This is a genomic window from Actinoallomurus sp. NPDC050550 (assembly GCF_040655075.1).
Lineage (GTDB): Bacteria > Actinomycetota > Actinomycetes > Streptosporangiales > Streptosporangiaceae > Actinoallomurus.
Map to the genome: position 1 here is coordinate 1 of NZ_JBFAJC010000073.1, position 23,627 is coordinate 23,627.

General features: G+C 71.4%; 18 protein-coding genes and 2 tRNA genes. 7 read left to right on the plus strand and 13 right to left on the minus strand.

What is annotated here, in order from left to right; all coding sequences use genetic code 11:
• Positions 1–469: 469 nt before the first annotated feature.
• Positions 470–1,969 (minus strand): glycosyl hydrolase family 28 protein, encoded by a 1,500-nt coding sequence (locus AB0I04_RS49225; protein WP_360901776.1) that lies wholly within the window; start codon positions 1,967–1,969, stop codon positions 470–472.
• A 123-nt stretch (positions 1,970–2,092) separates the two neighbouring features.
• The gene (locus AB0I04_RS49230; RefSeq protein WP_360901779.1) at positions 2,093–3,145 is read right to left on the minus strand and encodes a LacI family DNA-binding transcriptional regulator; all 1,053 of its coding nucleotides are present in this window, start codon (positions 3,143–3,145) and stop codon (positions 2,093–2,095) included.
• Between the two features lie 527 nt (positions 3,146–3,672).
• Between AB0I04_RS49230 and AB0I04_RS49235 the strand changes: the two genes are divergently transcribed.
• From AB0I04_RS49235 to AB0I04_RS49245, 3 genes are read left to right on the plus strand one after another with little or no spacing between them, the layout of a single operon-like run.
• The gene (locus AB0I04_RS49235) at positions 3,673–4,863 is read left to right on the plus strand and encodes an SGNH/GDSL hydrolase family protein (RefSeq protein WP_360901782.1); all 1,191 of its coding nucleotides are present in this window, start codon (positions 3,673–3,675) and stop codon (positions 4,861–4,863) included.
• An 8-nt stretch (positions 4,864–4,871) separates the two neighbouring features.
• Entirely contained in the window at positions 4,872–5,939 is a 1,068-nt protein-coding gene (locus AB0I04_RS49240) for a GDSL-type esterase/lipase family protein (protein WP_360901785.1), read from the plus strand.
• A complete protein-coding gene (locus AB0I04_RS49245; RefSeq protein ID WP_360901788.1) occupies positions 5,936–7,462 on the plus strand; it encodes a pectinesterase family protein in 1,527 nt (508 codons plus the stop codon). The genes AB0I04_RS49240 and AB0I04_RS49245 overlap by 4 nt, the downstream gene beginning before the upstream one ends.
• Before the next feature lie 281 nt (positions 7,463–7,743).
• Here the strand turns inward: AB0I04_RS49245 and AB0I04_RS49250 are convergent, their stop codons facing one another.
• Positions 7,744–9,255 (minus strand): alpha-L-fucosidase, encoded by a 1,512-nt coding sequence (locus AB0I04_RS49250; protein WP_360901791.1) that lies wholly within the window; start codon positions 9,253–9,255, stop codon positions 7,744–7,746.
• A 243-nt stretch (positions 9,256–9,498) separates the two neighbouring features.
• Between AB0I04_RS49250 and AB0I04_RS49255 the strand changes: the two genes are divergently transcribed.
• Both AB0I04_RS49255 and AB0I04_RS49260 read left to right on the plus strand, forming a co-directional pair.
• Positions 9,499–11,982 carry a glycoside hydrolase family 31 protein gene (locus AB0I04_RS49255; protein WP_360901794.1) on the plus strand — a complete coding sequence of 828 codons (2,484 nt, stop codon included), beginning with the start codon at positions 9,499–9,501 and terminating at the stop codon, positions 11,980–11,982.
• Positions 11,983–12,001: 19 nt separating this feature from the next.
• Positions 12,002–13,423, plus strand: a complete 1,422-nt coding sequence (locus tag AB0I04_RS49260; protein ID WP_360901797.1) for a glycoside hydrolase family 28 protein — start codon at positions 12,002–12,004, stop codon at positions 13,421–13,423.
• A gap of 89 nt (positions 13,424–13,512) precedes the next feature.
• On the opposite strand, the gene AB0I04_RS49265 is transcribed toward AB0I04_RS49260, so the two are convergent.
• The 4 genes from AB0I04_RS49265 to AB0I04_RS49280 all read right to left on the minus strand — a co-directional run bounded on the left by AB0I04_RS49265 (position 13,513) and on the right by AB0I04_RS49280 (position 16,460).
• The gene (locus AB0I04_RS49265) at positions 13,513–14,568 is read right to left on the minus strand and encodes a tetratricopeptide repeat protein (RefSeq protein WP_360901800.1); all 1,056 of its coding nucleotides are present in this window, start codon (positions 14,566–14,568) and stop codon (positions 13,513–13,515) included.
• Positions 14,569–14,704: 136 nt separating this feature from the next.
• Entirely contained in the window at positions 14,705–15,061 is a 357-nt protein-coding gene (locus AB0I04_RS49270) for a DUF488 family protein (protein ID WP_360901803.1), read from the minus strand.
• Between the two features lie 39 nt (positions 15,062–15,100).
• A complete protein-coding gene (locus tag AB0I04_RS49275) occupies positions 15,101–15,946 on the minus strand; it encodes a class I SAM-dependent methyltransferase (protein ID WP_360901806.1) in 846 nt (281 codons plus the stop codon).
• Between the two features lie 437 nt (positions 15,947–16,383).
• Positions 16,384–16,460: transfer RNA gene (locus AB0I04_RS49280), tRNA-Met, on the minus strand.
• 342 nt (positions 16,461–16,802) lie between these two features.
• Here AB0I04_RS49280 and AB0I04_RS49285 point away from each other — a divergent pair.
• Positions 16,803–17,303, plus strand: coding sequence for a hypothetical protein (locus AB0I04_RS49285; RefSeq protein WP_360901809.1), 501 nt, complete (start codon positions 16,803–16,805; stop codon positions 17,301–17,303).
• A 5-nt stretch (positions 17,304–17,308) separates the two neighbouring features.
• Here the strand turns inward: AB0I04_RS49285 and AB0I04_RS49290 are convergent, their stop codons facing one another.
• The 3 genes from AB0I04_RS49290 to AB0I04_RS49300 all read right to left on the minus strand — a co-directional run bounded on the left by AB0I04_RS49290 (position 17,309) and on the right by AB0I04_RS49300 (position 21,107).
• Positions 17,309–17,950 carry a hypothetical protein gene (locus tag AB0I04_RS49290; protein WP_360901812.1) on the minus strand — a complete coding sequence of 214 codons (642 nt, stop codon included), beginning with the start codon at positions 17,948–17,950 and terminating at the stop codon, positions 17,309–17,311.
• A gap of 86 nt (positions 17,951–18,036) precedes the next feature.
• Positions 18,037–18,113: transfer RNA gene (locus AB0I04_RS49295), tRNA-Met, on the minus strand.
• Between the two features lie 72 nt (positions 18,114–18,185).
• On the minus strand, positions 18,186–21,107 hold the full coding sequence (locus tag AB0I04_RS49300; RefSeq protein WP_360901815.1) for a UPF0182 family protein: 2,922 nt from the start codon (positions 21,105–21,107) through the stop codon (positions 18,186–18,188).
• A 118-nt stretch (positions 21,108–21,225) separates the two neighbouring features.
• On the opposite strand from AB0I04_RS49300, the gene AB0I04_RS49305 reads away from it, so the two are divergent.
• Positions 21,226–21,726 carry a PPA1309 family protein gene (locus AB0I04_RS49305; RefSeq protein ID WP_360901818.1) on the plus strand — a complete coding sequence of 167 codons (501 nt, stop codon included), beginning with the start codon at positions 21,226–21,228 and terminating at the stop codon, positions 21,724–21,726.
• Between the two features lie 72 nt (positions 21,727–21,798).
• On the opposite strand, the gene AB0I04_RS49310 is transcribed toward AB0I04_RS49305, so the two are convergent.
• The 3 genes from AB0I04_RS49310 to AB0I04_RS49320 are packed head-to-tail and all read right to left on the minus strand — an operon-like array spanning position 21,799 to position 23,535.
• The gene (locus AB0I04_RS49310; RefSeq protein WP_360901821.1) at positions 21,799–22,851 is read right to left on the minus strand and encodes a PDZ domain-containing protein; all 1,053 of its coding nucleotides are present in this window, start codon (positions 22,849–22,851) and stop codon (positions 21,799–21,801) included.
• Positions 22,852–22,861: 10 nt separating this feature from the next.
• A complete protein-coding gene (locus AB0I04_RS49315; RefSeq protein ID WP_360901824.1) occupies positions 22,862–23,053 on the minus strand; it encodes a hypothetical protein in 192 nt (63 codons plus the stop codon).
• Between the two features lie 59 nt (positions 23,054–23,112).
• Positions 23,113–23,535 carry a molybdenum cofactor biosynthesis protein MoaE gene (locus AB0I04_RS49320; RefSeq protein ID WP_360901827.1) on the minus strand — a complete coding sequence of 141 codons (423 nt, stop codon included), beginning with the start codon at positions 23,533–23,535 and terminating at the stop codon, positions 23,113–23,115.
• Positions 23,536–23,627: the final 92 nt, after the last annotated feature.

The window sequence follows — 23,627 nt, forward strand, 5'->3', positions numbered from 1 at the left end:
AACAGGCCCCTCCAGACAACAGTCACCCCGACCGGCGAACCGGCCGCAGCAGCCACATCCAGAAGTTCCCCTACGGGCCGACCACCGCTCTCAGCGATGTTCCGCATCCCGTCTCGGGGCGACCACACCATGCTACCCCGGTCCAGACACTGTCCAGACCGAGCAACCTCAGTGTGGGTTCCCCCTGGGCCGGCCACCTTCCGGCGTCCCGCTCCCCTGGGGGCGAAGAGAACATTACGGCCGCTTGGAAGCACCGTCAAATCAAGCGATCCAGCAGGCGAACGCCCGGAGACGTCGTCGACGACCGCGTCGATGGGACTACTCCGCCCCCGGGTCCGGGCCGCGACGACACCCGCTCCGTGGCATCGATCCGGCGTACCGCGCGGGACGTCGACGAGCGGTGGTTCCGACCGCGGACGGGCGACTCGCGATCGCCGCCCGTCCGCTCCCGGAGGGCACTTCGTGACGGTCAGAGTTTGGGGAAGGCCGGGAAGGTGCACGTGGGTACCGAGCCACCGCCGCTGACCGAGGTGACGGTCACGCCCGTCCCGGTCGGGGCGAGGTCGGTGTTGTAGACGCCGATCGCGGCGTACTGCGCCGTCGTCTTCGTCGCGTCGAGCTGGACGTTCCGCAGGGTGAGGCCGAGCGGGTAGGACGCGCTGTAGCCGTCGAGCGTGGACACGGCCCCCGACGGAGAGCTCACCGCTCTGGCGCCGTCGACGAGGATGTCGGTGAAGTTCGGGATCAGCGAGCCGGTGCTGCTCGAGTAGTACGGGTCGAACACCAGCGGTTCCTTCACGCCCGTCATGCAGGTGTTCTGATACGTCACCTGGCTGACCTTGCCGCCTCGGCTGGAGTCGCTCTTGATGCGGATTCCGTTGTCGCTCGTGCTGACGTTGCCGGCGCTGTCCTTTCCGCTCACCGTGTTGTTCCGGAAGAGGATGTTGCTCGCGCCCGCGTTGGTCTCGCTGCCGATCGATATTCCGTGCGTGCCGTAGAAATGGCTGTTCTCGATCGTCATGTTCGTGGCGGATGACGATCCCGCCTTGATCGCGATTCCGTCGTCACCTGCCTCGATGTAGGAGTCGTTGATCGTGACATTGCTGCCGCTCGGATCGATGCCGTCGGTGTTCTTGGCGGTGGCGGGTGTCTTGATGCGCACGCCCCAGACGGTGAATCCGGTGCCCTTGTAGGCGACGTGGAAATTCGGTGAGTTGATGAGGTTGAGGTCGTAGATCGTGAAGTCGTCGCCGGAGGCCTGCACCATGCGCGGGTTGTTCTGCTTCTTTCCGCTGTTCTTGGCCTGGAGGGCGATGTCCCACCAGCTGGCGCTCTGGCCGTAGAGCGGCAGGTCCCCGCGCGCGTCGACGGTGCCCTGGTGTCCGGACGAGTCGCGGACGCCCATCAGCCCGGCGTGCGCCCCGCTCACGGTGATCAGCGGCTTGCATCCACCGCTGTCGTCGGCGACGGTCCCGCACGTCGGCTTGCCCGACACCTGGTATCCGGCCGGGTTCAGCGAGCCGTACAGCGTGACGCCGCTGTCGACGAGGAGGGTGACGCCGGCGCCGATGGTCAGCGGCCCGGTGAGGAACGCCGTGCTCGTGCCGCTCGCCGTCAGCTCCACCGCCTTGCCGGTGCCCGCGCACTGGGTGAGCGCGGCCTGGACGCGGTCGGTGTCGGGCGGACTCGCCTCCTGAGCGGAGGTGAATTTCCGGCTCGACGCGGTCAGCCGGGCGGGCAACGCGGTACAGGTCGCCGGCCGGACCGGTTCGCGGACGGTGCGGCTGTCGCCCGTCGCCACCGTGACCGCTCGCGTGGCGACGTCTCCGACGGCCGACGCCGGCCCATGTGCCGGCGTGCCCGCGCCGCGAGACGAGGCGGCCGGAGCCGCCGCGGTCGCCGGCGTCAGAGTGAGGACGGCCAGGCCCGCGGCCGCCAGACCGGTGGCCGGTATCAGTGATCTCCGCATGACGGCCCCTAACGGGAAATGCTTTTCCGGACCGCGTCACCGTACGCCCGGGCCGTGACTCACGCCAGAGATCTTTCGCCGTCTTTCACGACGGCACGGACCACCGCACCGCGGCCGAGTCGGTCACCGGTCGGCCGCGGTCTTCGGCAGAGAGCCGGCCACGTCGGCGGGTGCGCCGGTCGAGGCGCGTACGACCAGCTCCGGCGTGACCATGACCACCGGGCCGTCTTCGCCGTCGGCACCGGTCTCGACGAACAGCTCCCAGGCCCGGCGGCCGAGGTCCTGCTTGTTCACCGTGACCGTGGTGAGGCGGGGAGAGACCAGACGGCTCAGCGAGATGTCGTCGAACCCGGTCAGCGATATCTCGTCGGGGACGGACACGCCGAGCTCGTCGAACCGGGCGAGGGCGCCGAGGGCGACGTAATCGCTGAAGGCCACGACCGCCGTGGCCCGGGTCGCGAGGGCCGCGTCGGCGGCGCGGTGCCCGTCGACGCTGCTCGAGCCGCAAGGGATCTGCACGATCTCCAGGTCCGGCCCGGCGGCCGCTCGCAGTGCACGCTGCCGGGCGCGTTCGGACCAGGCGCGCGCGGGGCCGCGCAGGTACGCGACGCGGCGATGACCGAGCTCTCGCAGGTGGCGGCAGATCGACGCGACGCCCGCCTCGAAGTCCACCGCGACCGCGGGGATCGACGCGCGGCTGAGCCGGTTGACGCAGACGAGCCGGGGCACGGCCTCCGCGAGCTCGGTGAGCTCCCACTGGCTCATCCGGGGTGAACACAGGACGACACCGTCGGCCCACCGGGAGAGTTCGAGCGCGGCGTCGCGCTCGGTCGCGGCCTTCTCGCCGGTGTCGGCGACGAGCGTGCGGAAGTCCGCCTGCTGGGCGGCGTTGGTCACCCCCTTGAGCACCTCCGCGAAGTAGGGGTTGCTCAGGTCGGGGACGACCACGCCGACCGCGGAGGTCGTGCCGCGCAGCAGTCCCTGCGCGGCCGGATTCGGCCGGTAGCCGAGCCGGGCGACGGCCGCGCGCACCCTCTGCTCCGGTCCTGCCGACACCGGCTTGGAGCCGGTGAGGACACGCGAGACGGTCGCGGGAGAAACGCCGGCCTCCCGTGCCACGTCGATGATCGTCGCCCGGGGCGGCCGCGCCCCCGTGCCGGTCTGCGCCCTGCCCATGGCGGCATTGCACCACACGAACACGCCTCGCGGCGCATTGGATCCGCCGTGAAAGGCGGCGAAAGCGGTCTTGACGTCCCTGGACTGCCGTGTGATTTTCGGAAAAGGTTTTCCGCTCGGCCTCCCCGGTGCCGGCGCGGCGGTCGTCACCGGCGCACCCGCCATCGCGGCCGGAGAAGGTCACGAGGCGACGGGAGGCGGGCATGGCCCGATCGACGGCTCGACGGCCATCCCCCGGATCGGCCACCGTGTGGCCAACGTTGCGGTCGTCGCTGCGGTCGGCGACCCGGTGGCGGCCCAGGCGGGCGGCGGCACGACGGCCGTCTCTCGGGTCGACGGCCCGGAGGCCGTCTCGCCGGGTGGCTGTCCGGAGGTGGGCGCGACGGCTGATGGCTTCGTGGCCGCTCCTCGGATCACCTTCCCGGAGATCGACGCCGTCCCACGGACCGACGGCCCAGGGGCCGTCCGGCCGGTCGCCGGCCCGGGGGCGATCCCCCCGGGCGGCGGCCGTGGTCGTCTCCGCTGCCGTGGTCGCTTCGACGGCCGTCGGCGGTGCCCCGCGGGCCCTGGCCGTCGAGCCGCAGCCGGCCGTCGGCATCTCGCGAACCTGGGTGGGCGCGTGGAGCGCGGCGCCCGTCACCGGCACCGGGAGCGGGTTCGGCGACCAGACCCTGCGCGAGGTCGTCCACACCACCATGGGCGGCGACCAGGTGCGGATCCGCCTCACGAACGCCTTCGGCGCGGACGGTCTCGTCATCGGCGGGGCGACGATCGGGGTGCGCGCCACCGGCGCGACGCTCGCCGCGGGCACCGAGCGCCCGGTCACGTTCGGCGGGGCCCGGACGGTGGTCCTGCCGGCGGGCTCGGACGTGCTCAGCGACCCTGTGTCGCTGGCGGTGCCGGTTGGCCAGGACCTGGCGGTGAGCCTGTACCTCCCCCGATCCACCGGCGCGGCGACCCGGCACCCCCTCGCCATGGCGACGTCGTACCTCGCGACCGGTGACCACGCGGCCGACGCGGACGGCGGCGCGTTCACCTCGAAGGCCTCCTCCTGGTACCTGATCGGCGGGCTCGACGTCCGCGCCACGCCGGGCACGCGGGCGGTCGTGACCTTCGGCGACTCGATCACCGACGGCGCCCAGTCCACCGTCGACGCGAACCGGCGGTACCCCGACGATCTGGCGCGCCGGCTCCACGGCCGGGGACTGTCCGTGCTGAACGAGGGCATCTCCGGCAACCGGGTCCTCACGGACGCCGGTGGCTCCGGGGTGAGCGCGCAGGCGCGGTTCGACCGCGACGTCCTCGGCCAGACCGGCGTACGGGACGTGCTCTTCCTCGAAGGCATCAACGACATCGGCCACAACGCCGGTCCGGTGTCCGGCGAACCGGTCACGGCCGGCGACCTCATCGCGGGGATGACGAACCTCATCGCCCGCGCCCACGCGCACGGCCTGCGGATCACCGGCTGCACGCTGACGCCGATCGGCGGCTCGAAGTACGACACGCCCGAGGCGGAGCAGAAGCGGCAGGCGGTGAACGCCTGGATCCGCACGTCCCGCGCTTTCGACGGTGTCGTCGACTTCGACGCCGTCACCCGGGATCCGGCGGATCCGACGCGCTACCTCCCGGCGTACGACAGCGGCGACCACCTGCACCCCGGCGACGCCGGATACCAGGCGATGGCCGACGCGATCGATCTACGGCTGCTCTATCGGTAGGAGGCCCGATGCCCGTACCTCTGAAGATCGCCTCGCTGGTGCTGCTGGGCACCGCGGCCCTGACCGCCGTGCCCGCCCCCGCGACGGCGGACTCCGTCGTACGGCCCGGCGATCCGCGGCTGCGGTACATGGGGCACTGGGGGCACGTACGAGGTGCGGCGATCACTGTCAACTCCGGGTCCGAGCTGACCTTCCGGTTCACCGGGCACACGCTCACCGGCCTGTTCGACGCCTCCACGATCACCGTGCCGTCGCAGATCTACGTCTCGATCGACGGCGGCCCGCGGACGCTCTACAAGGTGGACCGCGACGAGATCGACTTCACGCCGGCCGCGCTGCCGGGCCGTCGGCACACGGTGACGATCGCCATCAAGGACGTCGACGAGTACGAGAACCGGTGGATCCTGCCGCTGCAGTCCGGCATCGTGCTCACGGGCTTCCGGCTCGGGCCGGGCGCCCGGGTGCTGCCCGCGCCTCGCCCGCGCGGGCCGCGCATCGAGTTCTACGGCGACTCGATCACCGAGGGCGTGGCCGCGCTGTGTGACCACACCGGGGTGGACTGCGCCGACGGCACGGTCGACTACGCCAACCTGACCGGGCGGGCGTTCCACGCCGACTTCGACCAGGTCGGGTTCGGCAAGCAGGGCATCATCCAGCCGGGCCATGGCAACGTCGGGACCGCCGCGCAGTCGTTCGGGTGGAACTTCGCCGGCTCCCCCGCCGACGACCGATTCCGGCCGGGAGCGGTCGTCGTCAACGAGGGCACCAACGACGTCCCGTACTCCAGCGCCGACTTCGAGCCCGGCTATCTCGCCTACCTGCGGGAGATCCGCACCGCGTACCCGCGCGCCTGGATCTTCGCGATGCGGCCGTTCGGCGGCTACCACGCCGACGACATCGCCTCGGCGGTCCGGCGGATGGACGATCCGCGCGTGGTCTACGTCGACACCACCGGCTGGCTGTCGGCGGCGGACGGTGACTTCAACGGCGGCCATCCGAACGTCCAGGGGCACCGCAAGGCCGCCGATCGCCTCATCCCGCTGATCGTGGCGGCCACGGGGTGGCGGACGCGATGAGACGCCCCACCGCCTCCCTCCACCCGCCGGCCGCCCTGTCCGTCGTCCTCATCGCCGCGCTGCTCAGCACCCCCTCCGCCGCCGAGGCCGGGTACGTCACCCAGACCAGTGCTCCCTCCGCCGGGACCGCGTACGTCACCCAAGCCGGTGCTCCCTCTGTCGCGTCCGGGCGGCTCTCGCCCGGCGGGCGGGGCCGCGGGGTGTGCGTGGACACGCCGCTGCGGCTCACCGCGGACCGGCCGCTCCAGGCGGGCGCCTCCGGTCGCATCGAGGTGCACCGTGCGGACGGCACCGTCGTGGACACGATCGACCTGGCCGACCCGCGCTCGTACCATCGCACGATCGGCGACGCGGTCTCCGACACCGGAGTCCCCCACTCCTTCGCGTACCACCCGGTGCTCGTGGACGGGAACACCGCGACCATCCGGCTGCGCCGTCGGCTCGACTACGGCCGGGCGTACTACGTCACGGTCGATCCCGAGGTGTTCCCCGGGTTCCCCGGCATCCAGGACCCGGCGACGTGGCGGTTCCGGACCCGGGCCGCCCCGCCGCGCGCCGGGTCGCGGCGGCTGACGGTCGCCGCGGACGGCACGGGCGACTTCTGCACGGTGCAGGGCGCGATCGACTTCGTCCCGGAGGGCAACACTCGGCCGGTGCTGATCGACGTCCGCCCCGGCACGTATCAGGAGATCGACTACGTCCGTGCCGACCGCCCGCACCTGACCGTGCGCGGCGCGGGCCGGGACCGGACGGTCATCGAGTACGACAACAACAACAAGCTCAACGGGGACACCTCGCTCGCGGGGTCGACCGATCCGGGGGACGTCTGCCCGCGTCAGGTGCTGCCGGGCCACGACAAGTTCAACTGCTGGCGGTCGCTGTTCGGCGTGGAGGCGGGCGACTTCCGGCTGCGGGACATCACGCTGCGCAACACCACGCCGTACGGTGGATCGCAGGCGGAGGCGTTCCGGGGGAACGCGGACCGGATCACGTTGCGGCGGGTGACGCTGGAGAGCTTCCAGGACACCCTCCGCCTGCAGGGGCGCGGGTTCGTGACCGACAGCCTCATCGCGGGGGATGTGGACTTCGTGTGGGGCACCGGTTCGGTGTTCGTCCGGCGCACCGAGCTGCGGTCCCTGCACGGCGGTTACGTCACCCAGGCGCGGAACGACGCCGCGCACTCCGGCTACGTGTTCGTCGACGACCGCCTCACGCGCAGGCCGGAGGCACCGGACGCGTCGGTGTACCTCGGGCGGGTGGACCCGACGGTGTACCCGGCCAGTCAGGTGGTCTTCGTCCGGACGGCGATGGACGCGCACGTCCGGCCCGACGGCTGGCAGCTGAACAACGCCGGCTGCGACAAGGCACCGGACGTGCGCTTCTGGGAGTACGGCAGCACCGACCTCGCCGGGACGCCGCTCGACACCGGAGCCCGCCTGCCGTGCTCACGGCGGCTGACCGACGCCGAGGCGGCCTGGTGGAGTGACCCGGCGCACGTACTGGGCGGCTGGCGGCCCCGGTGAGCGCGACCCCGGTGAGCCGGGCCCGGGTAGACCCGGGCCCGGCTCATCCGCCTCTGGGAGGCCCCGCCCCGCTGCCGCCGATGAGCCCGGACCTGGTGCGTCCGGGCCCGATGCGTTTGGACCCAGTGCGTTTGGACCCAGTGCGCTCGGATCCGGCCCGTCCGGACCCGACGCGCTCGGACCCGGCCCGTCGGGATCCGGCCCGTCCGGACCCGACGCCCTCGGACCCGGCCCGTCGGGATCCGGCCCGTCGGGACCAGGTCCGCTCGGACCCGGTCCGCTCAGTGGACGGCGATGACGCACGGGTAGTCGGGGCCGCGCCCCGGGGCGCGCGACGGAAGCGTGATCACGATCGAGCCGTCCTGGCGGGTCCACTCGAGCGGTCGGCCGTGGTGGCCGAGGAGGCGCATCCGTGCGCCGTCGGCGACCGGCAGGTCGCCGGGCACGGTCAGCGTGGCGCCGGGCCAGCTCAGCGGGATGATGTTGAACGCTCCCGGGGAGACGGTGTAGCGCAGGTCGCCGTCCTGGGCGCGCTGCCACGGCGTCGTCCCGTAGATCGCCGATCCGTTGTCCCGGAGCCAGTCGCCGACGGCGATGAGGCGTTCGCGCTGCCAGTCGGCGATGGTGCCGTCGTGGCGGGGGCCGATGTTGAGCAGCAGGTTGCCGTTCTTGGCGACGATGTCGACGAGCAGCTGGACGAGGGCGGGCTCGGACTTGATTCGGGCCGGGTCCTCGTGCGTGTCGTACCCCCACGACCGGCCCATCGTGAGGCACGCCTCCCAGGGCGTGGACCGCAGCTTGTAGCTCGACTTGTCACCCTCGGAGACGGCGAAGTCGGCGTGGCCGGCGCGGAACCGGTCGTTGACCATGACGTCGCGGCGACGCTCGACGGCGCGGTTGTAGTAGTACGCGAGGACCTCGCCGCTGCGCCAGTCGAGGTCCTTGGGGCAGAAGATCGAGCCGGCGCCGAGGTCCTCGTGCCAGTTCTGGCCGTCGGCCCACAGCAGGTCGGGGTCGTAGCGGTCGATGAGGGTCCGCAGGTGGACGTGCTCGTAGTCGGCGACGTAGTCCTTGACCGGGGTGTAGCCGGTGTACGGGATGGGGGCGCGGGTGTACGGGTCCCAGGGCGGGGTGCCGAGCGCCGGGTTGTAGAACTCGCCGAGGGAGTAGTACAGGCCGCGGCGCAGCGGCGAGTGACGTGCGGCGGCGAACAGCTCGCCGACGAGGTCGCGGTGGGGCCCGAGCACGGCGGCGTTGCGGCGCGACACCGCGTTGGGGAACAGCTGGAACCCGTCGTGGTGCTTCGACGTCAGCACGAAGTAGCGCGCCCCGGCCCGCTCGAACAGCCGGATCCACGCGTGCGGGTCGTAGCGCTCGGCGGTGAAGCGGGGGATGAAGTCGTCGTAGGCGACGCCCGGCCCGTACGTGCTCAGGTGGTGCTGGTAGGTGCTGTCCCTGCCGGCCGCGCTGATGCGCATCGCGTAGAAGTACCACTCGGCGGCGTGGTAGTCGACGGTGTCGCCCCAGGCGGGCACCGAGTAGACGCCCCAGTGGATGAAGATCCCGAACTTGGCGTCGCGGTACCACGGCGCGACCGGGTGCGTGTTGAGGGACGCGGGCGTCGGGTCGTACGGGCCGGTGGCCGTTCCGGCGAGCGCCACCGGTCCGCGCAGAGGGGCGAGAGCGGCCGCCCCGGCCAGGGCTGCGCCGCCCAGGAACGCGCGGCGGTTCACCCCGGGGTGGGGCCTGCCACGGTCCCGGCCGTTTCGGCGACTCGCTGCTGCGTCGGTCACGATTCGCGTCCCCTCCTGGTTGACGGGCGAGCGGGAAAAGGTTTTCCTTCCCTCAGGACGAACAGTACGACGCCATCGCCCGTTCGGGAAGACGCGGGCGTGACCACCGACCGTCCGCCGGGAGGGACCCCGCCCCGACCGCCGACCCCGTTCTCCAGCCCCGCCCGCTGACCCAGACCGCCGGCCCCTCCCGCTGACTCAGACCTCCGGACCCGCCTTCACCGCCCCAGGAGGAAGCTCCTCGTGATCCACCGCCGAACGCCCGCCCGGCTCCGCCGCCGCGCGATCGTGCCGCTTCTCGGTCTCCTTCTCCCGCTCGCGTCCGCCCCGCCGGGCGCGCGGGCCGCCGAATCCCCGGCGGCCTGGCGGGTCACCGCCGCGCCGTTCGCGCTGACCTTCCTCGACCACGGACGAGCGGTCACCGGGGAGGCGGGCGGAACGCCCGCCGGCCCGGGTGGACGGCTGTCCTACCAGGTCGGCGGCTCGCCCACCTCCCAAGAGGGCGCGACCTACCACCGGCTCACCGACCTCGTGGCCCGGCACCCCGTACGCGGCGGCACGGCGTACACCATCGCGACGGACGAACCCGGGCGGACCGCGACCGTCACGGTCACGCGGACCCCGCAGGGCGTCCGGGTGCGCTGGTCGTTCGCCCCGTCGAGCGACGTCACGGCCGTGTTCGAGGCGCTGACGGCGCGCGGCGACGAGCACTACCTCGGCGGCAGCTCGGCCGCGTACGTGGACCTGCGCGGGCACATCCGCGGCTGGAGCCCGGGCAAGGAGGGCAACGAGGCTGGCGACTACTGCCAGAACCAGGAGCAGGCCGCGAGCACCCTCTACCTCAGCTCCGGCGGGTACGGGCTCCGGGCCGCCACGGACCACGTCGGCCGGTTCGCGTTCCCCGGCGCCACCCAGCAGAGCGACGGTCCGAGCTGCGACAAGACGCCGAAGCCGCCGACCGGGGCCGCCGAGCCGTACCCCTGCCCGGTCGCGGCCACCGCGCAGCCCGACCGCGTGCAGATCTGTGTGAAGGACGCCGAGCTGACCTACGACGTCTACACCGGCTCACCGGCCGCGGTGACGAACGCGTACTACCGGACGGTGGGGCTGCCGGACATGCCGCCGGCGAGCCAGTTCGCGCTGATGAAGTGGCGTGACGTCAACGCCGACCAGGCGCAGGTGCTGGACGACGTGGCGCAGATGAAGAAGCTGGACATCCCGCTCGGCACCATCTGGATCGACAACCCGTGGGAGCACCAGCCGGCCGGGAACACCCACCGGATCAACGGCAGTGCCTGCACCAACACCGGGGAGTTCGACCCGACGTTCTTCCCCGACCCGCAGAAGATGATCGACTCGATCCACGCGCAGGGGGTGCGGTTCGGGCTGTGGGTGACCTCCCATGTCGTGAGCGCCCCGTCCTCGTCCCAGGGCGGCGGCACGTGCGCCGGCCTCAACGACGTCTGGGCGAAGAACGGCTGGCTCGTGCCCGGCACCAACTACATCGACTTCACGAACCCGGCCGCCCGCGAGCGCTACGTCGAGCAGCTCACCCGCATCTTCCGGATGGGCGTCGACATGGCCAAGGAGGACCGTGCCGAGGAGTACCGCCTGGAGACGACGCGGTTCGCCGGTGGCTCGGGCGCGGGCCTGTACCTGCGGTACCCGGACCTGTACCAGTCGGCGGTCACCGAGGCGATGCGGCGGGCGCACGGCAACGACTTCGAGACGCTCGTACGGGCCGGGGTGCCCGGCACCGCGCAGCACACGCACGGCATGTGGGGCAGCGACGTGTTCGAGACGTTCGCGGGGCTGCGCACCTCGGTCCGGTACGGCACGAGCGAGTCGCTGACCGGGCACTTCGCCTGGGGTTCCGACACGGGCGGCATCGACCCGCAGTCGCCGGCGAACGCGACGAACAGCCCGACGCCGTCGCTGTTCACCCGCTGGGCGCAGTTCGGCGCGGTCAGCCCGGTGTTCGAGGTCGGCGGGGCGGGGCTCAACGCGACGCCGTGGAAGTACGACGCGGACACGGTCCGGCGGTTCCGCGACGCGGTCGTGCTGCACTACGAGCTCTTCCCGTACCTGTACGGGCTGGCGCGGAACGCCGCGCGCACCGGCGTGCCGATCCTGCGGGCCGTCGGCTTCCAGTACCCCGGCGACCAGGCCGCCTGGGCCCAGGACCAGGAGTTCATGGTCGGCCCGGACCTGCTGGCCGCCCCGGTCACCGCCGACCGGGCCGACGCGGACGGCGCGGCGGGCCGGCCCACGCCGGTGCAGGTGTACCTGCCGGCCGGGCGCTGGGTCGACCTGTACAGCGGCGAGGTCGTCGAGGGCGGGCGCACGATCACGCGGCAGACGAGCCTGGACGAGTTCCCGCTCTACCTGCGGGCGGGCGCGACCATCGGCTTCAACTCCCGCGTCCTCGGCGCCTGGCGGACCGACGAGCTGTCTAAGCCCGGCCTCACCGGATGGCTGTACGCCCCCGGCGCCGACGGTACGGCCCGGTTCCGGGTCCCGGCGACGACCGGCCGGGCGCAGGTCGTCGTGCCGCTGCGGCAGCCGCCGCGCTCGGTCACCGTGGACGGCCGCACGCTGCCGCGCGCGGCGGACGCCACGGCGCTGCGCGCCGCGGGCGACGGGTGGACCTTCACCTCCGGGCCGTTCGGCGGAGTCGTCCTCACGCTGACGTCGCAGGGCCATCCCGCCGACGTGACCATCCGATGACCACATTCCAGGAGGAACAATGACGGGACCTTGGCCCAGGCGGCGCTTCCTCGGAGCGAGCGGCGCCGTCGTCGGCGGCGGGCTGATGGCCGCCGCCCTCGGCGGGCCGGCCCTCGCCGATCCGGACCCCTGGCGGACGGCCGACAAGATCCGGCGGCGGGTACGGGCACCGCGGTTCCCGCACCACCGGTTCCGGGTCACCGACTTCGGCGCGAAGGGCGACGGGACCACCGACTGCTCGCGGGCCTTCGACGCGGCGATCAAGGCGTGCGCCCGGCGGGGCGGCGGCCACGTCATCGTCCCGCCCGGCCGCTACCTGACCGGGCCGATCCGGCTGCGCAGCCACATCGACCTGCACGTCGAGGAGGGCGCGACGATCGCGTTCAGCACCGACCCGGCGAAGTACCCGCCCGTGTACACGCGCTGGCAGGGCATCGAGTGCTACAACTACTCGCCGTTCATCTACGCGTACGAGGCCCGGAACATCGCGATCACCGGGAAGGGCACGCTCGACGGGCAGGCGAGCAAGACCGCCTGGTGGCCGTGGTCCGGCAGCGCGAACTACGGCTGGAAGCCCGGCGGCCCGCAGCAGGGCCCCGACTGGACGCTACTGCAGCAGTGGGCCGACCAGGGCGTCCCCGTGGCCGACCGCGTCCTCGGCACCGGGCACTACCTGCGCCCGAACATGATCCAGCCGTACCGCTGCGAGAACGTCCTCGTCGAGGGCGTCACGATCGTGAACTCCCCCATGTGGGAGATCCACCCGGTCCTGTCGCGGACCGTCCTCGTCCGCGACGTCACGGTCGACAGCCACGGCCCGAACAACGACGGCTGTGACCCCGAGTCCTGTACCGACGTCGTCATCACCGGCAGCACCTTCGACACCGGCGACGATTGCATCGCCATCAAGGCGGGCCGCAACGCCGACGGCCGCCGGGTCAATGTCCCGAGCCGGAACATCCTCGTCGAGGACTGCGAGCTCCGGGACGGCCACGGCGGCGTGACCATCGGCAGCGAGATGACCGGCGGCGTCAGCTCCGTCTTCGCCCGGAACCTGCGGATGACCAGCCCCAACCTCAACAGCTGCCTGCGCCTGAAGACCAACTCCATGCGCGGCGGCTACATTCACGACGTCCACATGAAGGACGTCGAGGTCGGCCAGTTGGCCGTCGCCGCGATCCAGATCGACTTCTACTACGACGAGGGGCCCGGGCACCCGTACAACCCGTCGGTGAGCGGGATCCACGTGGAGAACCTGCACGTCGGCACCACGAAGTACGTCCTGGACATGCGCGGCTACCCCGACGCCCCGATCAAGGACGTCACGCTCGCGCACTGCCGGTTCGACAAGGCGACGGACACGGACATCGTGGAGAACGTCCAAGGTCTCGTCCTCACCGACGTCACCGTCAACGGCTCCCCGGTCGGCGCGCCCGCCTGACCCGGTCGCCGCGCGCACGGCGCCGTACGCCCCGGAACCCCGGGGCGTACGGCGAAGACGCCCGGACAGGCGCCCTGAGGCGGCGCGGCTCAGCGCTGCCTCAGCTGTCGCAGCACGTTCGACGCCATCTCCTTGACCTGACGGTCGCCCTGCTTCATCGCTACGCCCAGGTGGCGCTCTGCGGCGACCGCGTCGGTGTCGGCGAGGACCACGCCGACGTAGCAGTGTCCGAGCGCCGCGATGCTCCGGTCCGGCGAGCCGGTGGCCGTCTCGAAGCACGCGAACGCCTCGCGCACCCGGTTCGCCTCCATGTAGATGATCCCGAGGTTGACCGCGGCCTTTGGGGTGAACTCCGGGTCTCCCGTGGCGTAGGCCGTCTCGAAGGCGTCCCGGGCGCCCTCCGCATCCCCCGCCCCGAGGAGGATCTCGCCGAGGTGGAACGCGGCGCGGGGCGCCGCCGACGGGACGCCGGACTCCATCGCCTCCCGGTACAGCGGGATCGAGCCCTCGACGTCGCCCAGACGGTCACGGATGAGCGCCAGTTGGAGGGCCGCCTGGGGCACGACGTGCGCCACCCCGCACTCGAACGCCACGGCCAGTATCTGGACCGCCCGCTCGTCGTCGCCGGCCTCGGTCAGCATCTCCGCCAGGGACAGCGCCGCCAGGCCCGCGCTCCTGGGCCGCCGCCAGCCGATCGCCTTCTCGTACTCCGCGGCCGCCTGCGCGCGCTTCCCACGCGACTCCAGGATGACGCCGCGCAGGTAGGCGGCCTCCGCGACCACGTCGAGATCGGGATTCGCGAGCGCGACCGCGCCGTCGGCCTCCGCCAGGGCCTTGCGGTGCTTGCCCCGTGAGAGCTCGATCCAGCCGAGTGCCAGCTTCCCGGCGGCCATGAGCTTGACGTCGCCCTCGGCGAACGCGCTCATGGCGACGAGCTGCGCGGTGTCGTGGGAGCCGAGCGTGGCGAGCCCTCCGCTGAGGTCCAGCACCAGATCGAAGTCGAGCCGCAGCGCATCCTGCTCGATCAGCGCCTCGACCTGTTCCGGCGCGCGGATGAGTTCGGCCAGCCGCGCCTCGTGTTCGGCCTCCAGGATCGCCGCCACCAGAGCCTCATCCGGGTCCTCACCGGTCGCCTCCGCGGACATCGGCTCACCGCCCTTCAGCGAAATGTTGGGAGATGATCGGAAAATATCACTGGCCGGTCTCAGCGCCCGATGTGGGAAATGCGCCCGGCGAGCCACCGAGATGTTCCACCCCGCGTCGATGAGCCCCGGGGCGTCGTCATCGAGCCAGGTGCTCCAGGAGGTGGTCGCGGAGGACGACGGCCTGGTTGTGGTCGGGGTCGCGCGCGGAGTACAGGAGGGTCACCGGCCCCTGCCGGGCGGCCTCCAGCAGTGGGCGTACGGCGTCGGGGTGATCGTCGAGTTCACGGCGGTAGCGCTCGGTGAACTCCGGGAATCGCTCGGGCCGATGCCCGAACCAGCGGCGCAGATCGTCCGAGGGCGCGACGTCGCGCAGCCAGCCGTCGAGCTTGAGGTCGCTCTTGCGCACCCCACGCGGCCAGAGCCGGTCCACCAGGAAGACCGCCCCTTTCGGGTCCTCCGCCTCGTACACCCGGCGGATCTCTATCGCGCTCACATCCCGAGTCCTACCCACGGGCCGGACACTCGAGCGCCGTCACGTCGAGGCGGCGAAGCGGGCGGTCATGATGGGCAGGCCGGTGACGCCGAGCTCACGGACCGCGCGGAGGCGGTTCAGCACGGGGAACACGGCGCCGTACAGCGGTCCGCGGCCGCGCGGGGCACGGAGGTCGCGGAGTTCGGCGATGTTCGGCAGGGCCCGGAGCCTGGCCTTCTCGGCCGCGTCCACGGCCCACGGCATCGGGGGTGCCTGGTAGCCCTGCGCGGTCTTCATCTGCCCGCTGAGCGTGCGCCGGCTGAACCAGGGCGGCACGCCGTCGAACACCATCGTGGCGCCGGGGAACCGCTCCGCGCATCGGGCGATGAGCCGGTGGACCTCGTCGGGCTGGAAGTACATCAGGAGGCCCTGCGCGGACAGGAGCAGGCCCTCGGCGGTGTCCACGTGCGGCATCCACTCGTCGTCCAGCGCCGAGCCGGCGAGGGTCCGGCGGCGGGGCGGATCGTCGGGGAGCAGGCGGGTGCGCAGCTCGACGGTCTCGGGAAGGTCGACGGTGAGCCAGCGGACCCGGCCGTCGTCGACCCGCCAGAACTGCGTCTCCAGCCCCTCACCGAGCGCGGCCACCTGCCCGCCGGGGTGTTCGGCCAGGAACCGCCGGACCTCCTGGTCGAAGCAGCGGGCGCGCAGGGCCTGCCACTGCCCGAGACTCCCCGTGCCGAAGCGGTCCGCGAAGGGATAGTCCAGGGAGTCGACGAGCTCGACCGCCTTGGGATCACGGAGGACCGCGTCCGGCCGCCCGGCCTCGGTCGCGCGCTGGTAGAGGTTCCACAGGAGCGTCTCGGGGACGCCGTCGAGGTCGACCCTCGACTTCTCACCGTCCGGCATCCGGCCTCCTTCGGCGCGCAGGCGCCACCGGATACGACGAACCCCGGCACCGGTCGGTTCCGGTGCCGGGGTTCGTGGTGACGGCACGGCCGCCGGTCGGGCGGACGGCGTCACCGGGGCGGCGCCGCGGGGGTCGGCGCCGCCGAAAGGACGGCGGGTGAGCGTTCCGCTCACCCGCCGTGGGGTGTCGAGGACAGAACTTGAACATGCGGATCAGCGCTTCCTCGGATCTGCGGATCTGCGGATCTGCGCCGGCGATGCCGGCACGGGTCCGCGCGGGGAAGCACCGATTTTCGATGCTTCCAGGCCACGGCCGGGTGCCGCGAGAGTCCACGGTCCCCAGATCACCACCCGCGAGCAGGGACCGGAGGCCTAATCACCGGAAATGGCGTTGGGCATGAAAAAGAGGCCCGGAGATGAATCTCCGGGCCTCTCCTTGGTAGCGGGGGCAGGATTTGAACCTGCGACCTCTGGGTTATGAGCCCAGCGAGCTACCGAGCTGCTCCACCCCGCGGCGGATGTCCCAACCGTATGCGGATCCGTGTCCTTGCGCAAATCGATATGCCGCCACCGGCCGGCGTAACCGCGGCGTGACCGCGCCCTGGCCGCTCCGACGTGGGCGGACGCACCGATGACGGCCGGCCGCGACCGGGGTGACGGCGGTCCGGTCGCCCGGCGGACGGGCGCCTTTGAGGGGCACGACATGGGGGCCCGCTGCGAATACGCGGAGGTGGCGAGCGCCGACTGACCGCCCATTGATGCCGATTCCCGACAGAACCTCAAAAGTCACAGAAAAAAAGCTGAGTGAAACCCTAATATGAGCGCTTTCGTCACCCCTCGAGCGAAGGAATGGTTCGTGAAGCTTGCTCTGCGTGTTATCGCGGCCGGCGGTATCGCCACGGCGTTGGTCGGGACCATGAGTGCCGCCGCCGACGCCTCGACGACCGACTCCACCGTCACCATCACCGCGACCCGTGCGGCCGGACGCGGGATGCGGGCCGACGTGATCACCTGCAAGATCACGACGCACAACCCCCACTACTCGCACCACGCGCACGCGAAGAACCGCGACATCGTGAATGTCACGGCCGACATCACGTGCAGCAAGAAGGTGTCGGGCCTGTCCATCCAGGTGGCCCTGTACAAGGGGAAGTCGCTGTACAAGAAGAGCGGCGTGAAGAAGGCCTACGGCAAGAACAGGATCAGTCAGAACGCCGCGCGCCGCTGCATCAAGAAGCAGAATTACACCGGCGTCGCCGCCGGGACGGTCGTCTTCCCCCCCGGCTACACGCCGCCGTCCAAGAACGTCCGCTCCCAGAGCAAGACCGTCTACATCGCGGCCTGCAAGAAGAAGTGACGCCCTCAGCCGAGCGGATCGGACAGCTCGGCCGGTAGCGCCTCGAGGCGTGAGCCGCCCGTCAGGTCCTCGACCAGGCGGGCGGATCCGCCCACGTAGGTGGCGTCCAGGTCGACGTCGGTCGCCACGCACCAGGCCCGGTCCCGCGGCCAGAAGAGGTTCGGGGACTGAGGAAAGAAGTAACCGTCACCTCGGTCCCCCATCTCCGTCGCGGCGTCGAGCGGGCCCGCGAACAGCAGGTAGTCGCGTCCCGGCAGGTGGACCTTCGGGCCGTCGGCGTCGAGCCAGCCCCAGCCGTCCCACAGGCCGAAGTAGCACTCCTGCGGCGTGGTCGTGTGCGCCGTGAGGATCTCGCAGAGGACCGGCAGCAGTCCCGCGGGGAACGACCCCGCCCACGGCTCTTCGTCCTCCGGGCCGGCGATGTCCGTGAACCGCGTCCGGGGGCCGACGACGCTCCCCGATCGCTCCGCCACCTCGCTCCAGCGCAGCAGCCGTCCGTCCGCGGACTCCGCGGGATGCGGCAGCCGCGCGTACGCCTCGAACCCTCCGGGGAGCAGGGCGTGTACGCCGGAGTCGAAGTCGCCGGTCCCCTCTTCGATCCACGCGGCGGGCGAGACGTCGGTGAGCGGGCGCAGCCGAGAGACCATGGCCCAAGCCTCCGGCCCGGCCCGGGAAGGCGCAAGCGGATCAACGAACAAGGGGCCCGGAGGATGATCCTCCGGGCCCCTTGACCTGGTAGCGGGGGCAGGATTTGAACCTGCGACCTCTGGGTTATGAGCCCAGCGAGCTACCGAGCTGCTCCACCCCGCGGCGATGGCTTAACTGTATGGGTCCCGTGGGCAGCGTGCAAATCGATACCGTTCCCCCGCCGTCGCCGGCCGTTCACCGGGTCGGCTTCGGGGTGGGCGTGGGCGCCGCGGGCGGGGTGGCCGTCCCCGCCGGCTTCGGTGTGGCGGGTGGGGTCGTCGGCGCCGGTTTGGCGCTGCTCTGCCTCTGCAGCCTGGCCAGCTCGTCCAGCGCCGCCTTGAGCCGCTTCTGCGCCTCGCCGTACGACGCCCAGTCGCCCTTGGTCAGGGCGGTCTGCGCGTCGGCGTACGCCCGGTTGGCCGCCTCGATCGCCGCGCGGATGTCCGCGCTGGACTGCAGCGGCGGTCCGCCGGTCGGCGCCGTCGCGCCGCCGCCGAGCACCTGGCTCAGCGCGTCCTGGAGCGTGGCACCGAAGCCGATGTCGTTGCCGTACGAGACGAGGACGCGTTTCAGCAGCGGGTAGGCGCCGGCCCCGGCGTTGGCCTGCAGGTAGACGGGTTCGACGTACAGGAAGCCGCCGCCGAACGGCAGCGTCAGCAGATTGCCGCTCACCGTCTTGGACCCGGGGCCGCGCAGCAGGGTCAGCTGCTGCGACACGGTCGGGTTGTTCTCGAAGGTGTTCTGCACCTGCTCCGGACCGGGGGTCACCTGGCTGCGCGGCACCTGGAGGATGCGGATCTGCCCGTACGTCGTCGGGCTCGTCGGCACGCTGTCGACGGCCATGAACGCGGTGAGGTTGGTGACCTTGCCCTTCGGGGTGAACGTCGAGGTCAGCGAGAAGCCGGGGGTGTTCTGGCCGGGCATCTTGACGCTCAGGTAGTACGGCGGCTCGACGGTGCCGTCGCTCGTCGGGTCGTTGGGGATCTGCCAGAAGTCGCCGCCGCCGTAGAACGCCTGCGGGTTCTCGACGTGGTAGCGGGCGAGGATGCCGCGCTGGACCTTGAACAGGTCCTCCGGGTACCGCAGGTGCGGCAGCAGGTCGGCCGGGATGGCCGACCGGGGCTGTACGGTGCCGGGGAAGGCCTTCATCCAGGTCTGGAGCACCGGGTCGGTCTGGTCCCAGGCGTAGAGCGTCACCGTGCCGTCGTACGCGTCGACGGTGGCCTTCACCGAGTTGCGCATGTAGTTGATGCGGTCCCCGGCCTGGGCCGCGACCGACACGCGGCTCTGGGTGTTGGTGTCCCGGGTCGCGTCGTCGAGGCTGGTGCGCTCCGAGTAGGGGTACTCCGAGGCGGTGGTGTAGCCGTCGACGATCCACGTGATCCGCCCGCCGACGACCGCGGGGTAGGGGTTGCCGTCGACCTTCAGCCACGGCGCGGCCTTCTGCACGCGCTCGCGGGGCGTGCGGTCGTACAGGATGCGCGACTGGGAGTTGATCGCGCCGGACAGCAGGAGGTTCTTCTCCTTGAACCGCAGGGCGTACAGCGTCCGGTTGAACAGCGAGCCGATCGGGACGCCGCCCTTGCCGTCGTAGGAGGTGTTGGTCTGCCCGGTGGGGCTCTGGTCGTTGGGGTAGTCCAGCTCCCGTTTACTGGTGCCGCCGACGATGGAGTAACCGGGCGAGCGCTCGCCGAAGTAGACGCGCGGCTGGGTGACGCCCAGCGTCCCGGTCGGCGGGATGTCCTTCTCGGTGAAGACCGGTGCGCCCTGGACGTCGACCTGGTTGCCGGGCGCGGCGACGAAGCCGTACCCGTGCGTGTAGACGAGGTGGCTGTTGATCCAGTTGACCTGCCCGGACGGCGGTCCATCGATCTCCCGTACCGCGACGACGGTGTCGCGCAGGGCGCCGCCGTCGCCCGGGTACCGGTCGATGTCGAGCGGGTTGGGGAACTTGTAGAAGCCCTTGATCTGCTGCAGCTGCTGGTAGGTCGGCGACACGACGGCGGGGTCGAGGAGGCGCACGTTCGGCAGGGTCGAGGTCTCCTGCTTCGCCTGTTCCGGCGACAGCTTGGTGTTCGGCACGTAGTCGGTGACCTGGGTCTTGTCCACGCCGTACGCCTGCCGGGTGGCGACGATGTTGCGGCCGATGTACTTCGATTCCTTGTCGACCTCGTTCGGCTTGACCTGGAAGGTCTGGATCAGCAGCGGGTAGACGCCGCCGATGAGGATGGCCGACAGCACGAGCAGGCCGAACGCCATGCCGGGCAGCATGGCGCCGCGCCGGACGAGCGTGGCGAAGAACATCAGCGCGCAGATCAGCGCGATCACCGCGAGGATCGTCTTGGCCGGCAGCACGGCGTTGACGTCGGTGTACGACGGGCCGGTGACGACCCCGCGCTGGGAGTCGGCCAGGCCCCACCGGTCGAACCAGTACGCGACGGCCTTCAGCAGCACGAAGACGCCGAACAGCACCGACAGGTGGGCGCGCGCCGCCGTGCCGACCCGCTCCCCCGGCCCCTGGAGCCGCAGCCCGCCGTACAGGTAGTGCACGATCAGCGCCGCGACGAACGCCAGGATCACCGCGGCGAACAGGAAGCCGAGCACCAGCCGCAGCAGCGGATAGGTGAAGACGAAGAACGAGATGTCCTTGTGGAACTGCGGGTCCTTGATGTGGAACGGCTGCCGGTTCAGGAACGCCAGCCAGGTGCGCCACTGACCGGCCAGCGACGACCCGGCGAGCAGGCCGGCCAGCGTCAGCACCCCGGCGACGATCAGCCGGCGGTGGGGGTCGAGCGCCGCGCGGTACCGGTCGAGGCCCTGCTGCTCCACCGACACGGGCCGGTACGGGGGGCGCACCCGGTAGGCGATGACGATGTTGACGCCCAGGATGAGGATCATCAGGACACCGGCGCACAGGAACAGCGTGATGCGCGTCGTGAGCTGCTTGGTGTACACCGAGGAGAAGCCGACGGAGCGGTACCACAGCACGTCGGTCCAGATGGCGGTGAACGCAAAGAAGAGCGCGACGAGGATCGCCAGGATCACGATCACGCGCAGCAGCAGCCGTGATCGGCCCACGCGGATCCGGCCGCCAAAGCCGGGGGTTCGGAAGGTCACGGCCACTCCCCTTCGCCGGGTGTCTCTGAGGGCAACTTACCGAGGCCGGTCCGGGTTCCCGCGCCCGGCCGTACGCCTGTGGCCGAAAGCGGGCCGGTGAGGGTGAAAAAATGGGCGGATGACCCGACTGGAAGAGGTCGTGCGCGATCTCGAACGGCACGCCGCCACCGCCGGCTGGGACGCCCCGCCCCGGCTGTACGCCCTGGTGGAGGCCCCCGAGCTCAACCGGACCGAGCCGGAACTCGCCCGTCAGCTCGGCGTCCCGGACGAGCCCGACGGCATCGCCGCCCTCGAACAGCCCGACCTGCCCCTCGATCGGCCGATAGAGGACGTCCTCCACGGCATCGAGTGGCCAGAGCAGGTCACCGGCTGTGTGCTGATCCTCGAGCGCATCCTGTTGCCGGAGGGCGCCGAGGATGAGGTCCCGGACGACGATCCGGTGGCCTGGGCCGCCCAGCACCCCGGCCGCGAGGACGTTCGGCTCGTCGTGGGCGTGCTGCGCGACGGTTCCCGTCACTCGGCCATGCGGCTGCGCGGGCACGACAGCGACGACGAGGTGCTGACCGGTCCGGAGCTCGCCCCCGGCCTGGCGGACACCCTGGCCTCGACCCTGACCTGACGCACGCCCTGGCTACGGCCCTGGCCCGAGGGCCGCGCCTGGAGCCGGCCCGATCTGAGCGGGCGCGCCCGCCTACTTGGCGGGGCAGGCGGGAATGGCCCCCTGGCCGGTCCGCAGGGAGGTCAGGGCCTGCAGGGCGCCGTCCATGGTGTCCACCCGGACCAGCCGCAGGCCCTTGGGCTTGGAGGCGACGGCGTCCGAGCAGTTCTGCGTGGGCGTGAGGAAGATCGTGGCCCCGGCGTTGCGGGCGGCGACCATCTTCTGCTGGATGCCGCCGATCGGCCCGACCTGGCCCTCCGGCGTGATCGTCCCCGTGCCGGCGATGAACTTGCCGCCGGTGATGTCCTGGGGCGTCAGCTTGTCGTAGATGCCGAGCGAGAACATCAGCCCGGCGCTGGGGCCGCCGACGTCACCGACGCTGATCTTCACGGTCACGGGGAACTGGTACTTCTCCCGCAGGATGACGCCGACGACGGCCTTGCCCGTCTTCTCCGGCGATACGACCGTGGTGACGGGGACCTCGGTCTCCTTGCCGTCCCGCTTGACGGTGAACTTCACGGTCTGGCCCGGCTTGCCGGCGCCGACGGTCGCGGTGACCCCGGTGATGTCCTTGATCTTCGTGCCGTCGATCGCGGTGATCTGGTCGCCCGGCCGGAGCCGGCCGTCCGCCGGCAGTCCCTTCTGCACGGAGTCGACCAGGACGGAGGTGGTCGTCGGCAGGTGCAGCTCGTGCATCGCGGCGGCGGTGGCGGACTCCTGGGAGTTCGTCATCTCCTGGGTGTTCTCCTGCTCGACCTTCTTGGTGGAGACGTTCTTCGGGAAGATCGTCTCCTCGGGGACGACGGAGACGTCCGGGTCGAGCCAGCCGCGCAGCGCGGTGAGCAGGTCGATGCGGTTGCCGGGACCGCCCTGGTAGGCCACCGTGACGAAGTTGAGGTGCCCCTCGGTCGGGTAGGTCTTGGCGCCCGTGATCTGGATCAGCGGTGCCTTGCCGAGTTTGCCCAGCGTGTCCGTTGTCGGCCCGGGACGGAGCGCGACGTACGGGACGGGCATGAGGGCCGTGGCCAAGCCCAGCAAGAGGATGAAAAGGCTCGCGACGACCAGAGTGGCAGCACGGCGGGACATGCCCGGAAGCCTACGCGGTCGAGCGAGGCCTCCGTCGCCTGGTCCTGCCACGCGGCCGTTCCATGGCGTCCCGGAACCGCTGGAAGTGTTCGATCTCCTCGAACGACCTCCGCACAGGCGGCCGGCGCCCCCGCAGGGTCAGCACGGCACCCGTGAGCAGAGCCACGGCCACCGGGATGGCCCACCACGCCAGAATGGACATGCGCGTCACCTCGGTACGAAGCGTTGTACCCAGGGTAACCCGCGCCGCTCCGGCGCAGGTCATTCAGCCCCGACCCACTCGTCGCCCCCATCGGTGAAGAGCTGATGCTTCCAGATGGGAACCTGGGACTTGAGGTCGTCAATGAGCGTCCGGCAGGCCGCGAACGCCTCGGCGCGGTGCGGGCAGGCGGCGGCCACGACGACGGCGAGATCGCCGATCTCCAGGTCGCCGACCCGGTGCACCGCGGCGATCGCGCGCAGGGGGAACTCCGCGGCGACCTTCTCCAGCACCGTGCGCAGCACGTCGACGGCGCTCGGATGCGCGGAGTACGACAGCCCGGCCACCGCGCGCCGATGATCCTCATCGCGTACGGTGCCGACGAACAGCGCCGTGCCGCCCGCGCCCGGATCGGCGACGGCGGCGAGCACCTCGTCGACGGACAGCGGAGAATCACGGAGTTCGGCGAGCCGGATGACGTCCACGTGACGAACGGTACCCGCTGGCCCGGAGTCGGCCGTGGGGCTCGCAGACCGGAACCACGAGGGCGAGCGCGCCATTGCGGCCGCATCCGCGA